At 41.8% G+C, this 5,916-nt stretch carries 3 protein-coding genes and 1 pseudogene; 1 reads left to right on the forward strand and 3 read right to left on the reverse strand.

The window, feature by feature from the left end; translation table 11 throughout:
- The first annotated feature begins 155 nt into the window (after nucleotides 1–155).
- Nucleotides 156–605 (forward strand): PIN domain-containing protein, encoded by a 450-nt coding sequence (locus ACX5J7_RS12480; RefSeq protein ID WP_498707298.1) that lies wholly within the window; start codon nucleotides 156–158, stop codon nucleotides 603–605.
- A gap of 23 nt (nucleotides 606–628) precedes the next feature.
- On the opposite strand, the pseudogene ACX5J7_RS12485 reads toward ACX5J7_RS12480, so the two are convergent.
- From ACX5J7_RS12485 to ACX5J7_RS12495, 3 genes and pseudogenes are all read right to left on the reverse strand, one after another.
- Nucleotides 629–1,916: pseudogene (locus ACX5J7_RS12485) on the reverse strand (site-specific integrase).
- 654 nt (nucleotides 1,917–2,570) lie between these two features.
- Nucleotides 2,571–3,782, reverse strand: a complete 1,212-nt coding sequence (locus tag ACX5J7_RS12490) for a permease (protein ID WP_061095220.1) — start codon at nucleotides 3,780–3,782, stop codon at nucleotides 2,571–2,573.
- Nucleotides 3,783–3,985: 203 nt separating this feature from the next.
- Nucleotides 3,986–4,618 carry a cation diffusion facilitator family transporter gene (locus ACX5J7_RS12495; protein WP_015067954.1) on the reverse strand — a complete coding sequence of 211 codons (633 nt, stop codon included), beginning with the start codon at nucleotides 4,616–4,618 and terminating at the stop codon, nucleotides 3,986–3,988.
- Nucleotides 4,619–5,916: the final 1,298 nt, after the last annotated feature.

Genomic DNA, 5,916 nt, shown 5'->3' on the forward strand with positions numbered 1-5,916 from the left:
CAGTAATCTTGTAATTTTGTTCTGTAACCAGACTCACCGCATCCAGTTTGAATTCTTTCGAGTAGCTTTTTCGGGTTTTCATATACACTCCAGTTGAGATAATTATCTCTTAACTGGGTGTGTGAATCTATTGGAGCACGTCACTGCTGCCACAAATGTTCCAACTTCCTTATAACTTCTCCATCCCCGATATCTTGTTTTACGAAGAACTAGAACAAGAACACAACCATTTAATTGAGCTGGGTTTGAGACTTGATGAGCTTGAGGGAGAGTTAGTAAGTTATAGCGTAGCGCTTGTTGAGCAATATCGAAAACCTAGCCGCAATGATTGTTTTGCGCTTGCGTTGGCGAAACATCATCAGTGCCCACTTCTTACTGGAGACAAAGATTTACGAGCCGCAGCAGAAAATGAAGCTGTTGTTGTCATGGGCACAGTGTGGCTCTTAAAACAACTTGTAATACTACAGCTTATTACAGCGGACGAAGCGAGGACCTCATTAACTCTAATGAAAAATGCTGGCCGTAGGCTGCCATGGCGGAGAGCTGAAGAGTATATTTTAGAAGCAGAACAGCAAATATTGAAAGAACATACACTTGAGCCATGAGTATCAGGAACTATACCGTTGCTTTAAATACAACCACGCCTTCTGTACTCAGCCTCCCAAACCTTGAAGCGCTGTGTAAGTAACTCTTTGGTTTTTAAACCTCGTGCGAGCGCACGTTTGCTTTTTGCCCTTTCTTCTTTATTTTCGAACGTTACTCCGGATAGCTCCTGCTCAAACATACTAGGGACGACATGACTGTAGTGTTGCTCTATCATCGCAATGCTAGTACCGCATTGTCGAGCAAGTACATCAACTCTTAAAGTTCGGCTAAGTAATTGCCAAGTTATGTAAGTATGGCGCAGCGAATAGAGTGTTCTTGGTCCATCTGGGCTGGTCTTCAGCTCTGCTTCTTCTAATGCAGATACAAAGGTTCTACCCAGTTCATTGGTACTTGAACCGTCTGCTAAGAGAAATATCTTGTCGGACGGTCGGCGATTAGGAAAACGATCCATTAAATTCATTAGGGGAAAGACAAATTCATCTTTGCACACAACGGTTCTAGTGCCAGTATGTTTAGTGGTCTTGCCTTTTCGTACCTTGATTTTAAAAATAACTTGGTGCTCTTGTCTCGTCATTAAGATGTCAGCCCAAGTCAGTTCTTCCATTTCAGTGCCAGGACGAATACCTGTATTGACAACTACGTCAGCATAATCAAGTAAAAGTTCTCTTATTTGCCTTGTCTTTTCCTTACGGCTGTTGTCTCTCATACTTTCGAGAGTTTCAACGACCTTCTCATATTCAACTTCGCTGAAAGCAGCACGTCTAGCCCCCTGCTCTCCTTTGTTGCTTAATACTGGAACCTGAACTGGCAACATCCATTGGTTTTCAATCGCTGCTTTAAACACCATTTGTAGCGCAGCGTTATGATTTAGAAGAGTCGATTTGTTAAGAACCTTACCAGCCTTTTGTATTCGCCAAATGTCGAACTCTTTAAGCTTGTCTTGGTCAATAGAAGTGATATATGTACGGTCAAAAAAATGGAATATGATATTTTTTCAAAGCCCCAATGTAGTCTTTGTAGCTAACTTTTCCACCGCCGTGAGCAAGCTCATGTTCCATAGCAAGAATGCTTTTTGCAGCTACATCGCGAAAACGCTTGCTCGTTGTGAGTGTTCCGGTTTCCGCTTTTATTTTCCACTCCATACGTAACAGTCTAGCCGCTGCTACAGCTTCTTCTTTATCAACTTGTTTAGTTGATTTGCAATGCCACTTCCCGAAAAGTTGAAAACGGGCGTACCACTTTTTGCTGTTATCTTGCAGGAAAACGTAGAGCGTGTCGTCGATGTCATGTCTTGCTAACTGCTTAGCCATAAATACCCATTTGCAAAGAAAAAATAATGCGCTTACTTCGAGTATATATGGCTTAGTTACAATAGCTACCTGTTTTATATAGATATTTTTAGGTTATGTTAATACACATTAACGTGACCTATTAGTCTGAATCTAGAAACCTGGTGGCGGTTCAAGTCCGCCCACTGGTACCATCTCTTTTCTTACCAATGAAAGAGATAACAATAAGCCGACGCAAGTCGGTTTTTGTGTCTGAAATTCGTTGAACGCTTTATTAACGCATAACCTTCGAATCTTCAGCGTTCGCTGCGACCGACTAAGCCATAGTTTCACTGTGAAAGTAAATAGGACAGTCACTTTCCCTAGCTATATTTGATAATGGCAGCTGATTTTATAAATCCCCCACACAGCCGAAGTTCTTAGCCTTTTAATATGAACAAAGATCTAATTGAGAAATGGGCTAACAATTAAAATGAAGAGCAGTCGCTATATTGAAGCTGAGGATATTATACTGTCACAATACCAGTGAAAGGCGTTCCAAGCGTCTTTCACTGGCTCCTTGTTTTAAATGAAAGAAACTTTGCTCGTTTATGGGACTGATTTGAAACTTAGAACAACTTCTAATATTAAAACTCAAAATGAAAGTTAACTAATTCATAAAGTTGCGCTTGTAAACTATAAAAATGGAAGCACAGCAATACCAATTGCAAGCCATACATACGCGATTATCGAAAGCGTCAGCAATACCCAATCGCCAAGGCTTTTACTGCCTGAGGTCGATTTCTCTTTTTTGGAGTAATGCCAAAAGATGAATGCGCCGGTTAATGTAAGAAAGGCCACATTCAAGAAAAAAGCGTAATCAATGTTGAAGAACTCCCGATCGGTCATCGACTGAAACCCGGAGGCATCTGGTAAGTGCCCCAAGAGATCGAGTCCGTAGTGCATGACGAGCGAGACTCCTACAAGGGCACATAGAAATACAATCAGTATATAGATAGCCATTTTCCAGCCATAGTACTGCGCCTGAATCCGCAACACTGGAAATACCACCAAATCACTAAAAATAAACGCCATTACTCCGGCGAAACTGACCCCCTGCCCGAATAACACCGCCGCTAGCGGAATGTTGCCCATTGAACCAATAAACGTAAAAAAAGCCGCGACTGGGCCTACGATTGTCTGTGCGAGAATTTGTAAAAAGGAATTCGACTCCTGTCCGGCCCCTATGAAGAGAGATTGAAAAAATTCAGTGGGAACGAATACCGCGATGATACCGGCAACCGTAAATCCAATGGTTACATCTTTCCATACCATCTTCCATTCCATTGTGTAACGGCTGGCAACTTGGTGCCATCCTGCTTTACTCATTATTTTATCTTTCCAGCCTTTTTCCTTACTATTTGCCTGGCTGTCGCCTCCCTCTGCTTTTTTCGCGTGTGATTGCGCTTTTTCCTCAAGCTCTTTTTTACACGTCAGTTTGACCAAAAGCCACACGGCCAGGATAAGCAGAATACCACCGACATATTCTCCTACAACGAACTGCCACCCAAGAAAAATAGAAATGATTATGCCTAATTCCACCACCAGGTTGGTGGACGCCAACATGAAAGCAAGCGAAGGAACTAAGCCTGCACCTTTTACAAATAGGGCACGCGTCGTCGATAACGCAGCGAAGGAACATGAACTGGAAATAAAACCAAAGAAAGTGCCCAATGCCACACTTTTAGGGCCGGCTTTTCCCATGGACTTTTGCATGCGCTCTTTGGTCACAAAAACTTGGATCATTGAGCTTATTAGGTAACCAAGCGCGAAAGCCCAAAAAGCCATCCAAAACAGACCCAAGGTAGTGTGAGCCGCCTCTTGCCATTGCGTTAAAAACTCACTCATTGTTCTCTCCTTTAAGACAATGTTAATCAATCGCCGATTCAATTAATGGCTTTATGGATTGCTGCGTATTTGTATCTCAACCATCGGTGCATGGAACATTACATTCTGTGCTGTATCATGATGCCTGAGCCTGAAGCACTTGGTTGATACGTGACGAAACAAGTCAGTGCTAAGAGAATGAATTATTTAAGGTGATGCGGGTATTACTTCTCATCAATACTGATGTCTCTTGCTTTAGTGTAAGCTTCCCAACCTTCTTTTGCTGCATAAGGTACAATGAGCAATGCCGCCACAGGATCAGCCCACCACCAACCAAACCAATTTACCAATAGCAAACCGGCAAGGACAACGATCGTTTGGTATAAGCAGATAAAGGTATCTTTAGCATCGGCGAGTAACGCCGGGCTATCCAGCTTGCGGCCATATTTTCTTTTGAAATGAATCAAAATCGGGTTGATAAGCAAGGAAGTAACTAAAATGATTAACCCCATAGTGCTCCAGCTTGACGTTTGCTGACTAAGAAGTTTTGTAACGGAATCATAAGATATAAATATGCAGACCAAAGTAAATGATACGGCAATCACGTAGAGAGTGATTTTCTTCCGTCTATTTACTTGTTTTTTATCAATTCCCTTAAGTTCGCCGTGTAGACGCCAGCCTAGCGTGGTAGCGCTTAACACCTCTATTGTACTGTCCAATGCCCACCCTATGAGCGCTGAACTATTAGCAATTATTCCTGCGATTAAAGCTACTATGACTTCAATTGCATCATAGATGACATTTAATATTTGAAGCGTTCTGGCCTTTTTTAAATCACTTTTTCTTGTTGGTTCCATGTTTTACCTTTTATATATTCCATCCAATAAAATCTTCATATTTTTTCGCACTCGTTCTATACTTGTTTCTTTAGAAGTCAAGTAAGCTAATTACGCCATTTCCAAAACTTGCCTGAGTACAGATAAGCACTGCGTACATGGGGTCCATTGTGACCAGGTTTTATAAAAGGGGCCTACCACATTTTCCAGACAACATTTACTAAAAAGGAAAAGAAATGACATTTGCTTGCGGGCTTGCAGACAAATGTTTAATTCTATTCATCACGCGCTTTATCTGAACGTAAGTATTTCCACAACGCAGCCACTGCCCCGATTAGGACCATCACTACCAGTAGCCAGATCAAACCCATACCTATCATCATTTCAACCCCCATCGTCTCTCCCATACAATTCATCATGATTTATGTACTCCCTAATTGAACCACCCGCATTTATGTAAACCGGCAAAGCCATAATGACGTCAAATTGAACCATCATAGGCCTTAGAGTGCAGTACCCTTAGACTAGAGGTAGGCGGGCACTCTTGGCTCCAATTTTTCCATAGGTTTTTGCGTTCGCTTTTTGTTGACAAAGACTTGGCTCATTGAGCTTATTAGGTAGCCAAGCACGAAAACCTAAAAAGCCATATAAACAGTGCCAAGGTAGTATGAGCAGTCTCTTGCCATTGCGTTAAAAACTCACTCATTGTTCCCACGTTTTTGGCGATGTTAATCCATCCCTGATTCAATTAATGGCTTTATGGATTGTTGCGTATTTGTACTTTAACTATTGGTGCGGGGATCATTTGGCAAGGCCTGACTTTCCTAGACACTTTCTATGTCCTTAAAATACTGCCTGTCATATTCTGTTGGTGACGTGCTTCCGTTGGCAGGATGAGGTGTTCCGGAAGACTATTACATTTGATGATTTTTACTATTACAACCTGATAAGTAAGCGGAAGAGATTTCTTGACATTGTTCGTAGGAATGAGGCCTGACTTTGCAAAGAATTTGCAAAGCTTCTCAATGTAAACATATACCCATGATTTCAATAAAGTAATGTATGCGCATTTATTTCAAAATCCGTTGCTAGAAATAGCGTGCCGGTTCAAGTCCGGCCTCTGGTACCATTCTCTTTTTATTTACTAAGAAGAGAAACAATAAACCGACCTTGAGTCGGTTTTTTTGTGCCTGAACGAAATTGAATCGGCACGCCTAAAGCGCGCCGTCCGAGTGTCGGTCCAATCAAAGTCCGGCCTCTGGTACCATTCTCTTTTTATTTACTAAGAAGAGAAACAATAAACCGACCTTGAGTCGGTT

The sequence above is a fragment of the Alteromonas infernus genome, from assembly GCF_902705815.1.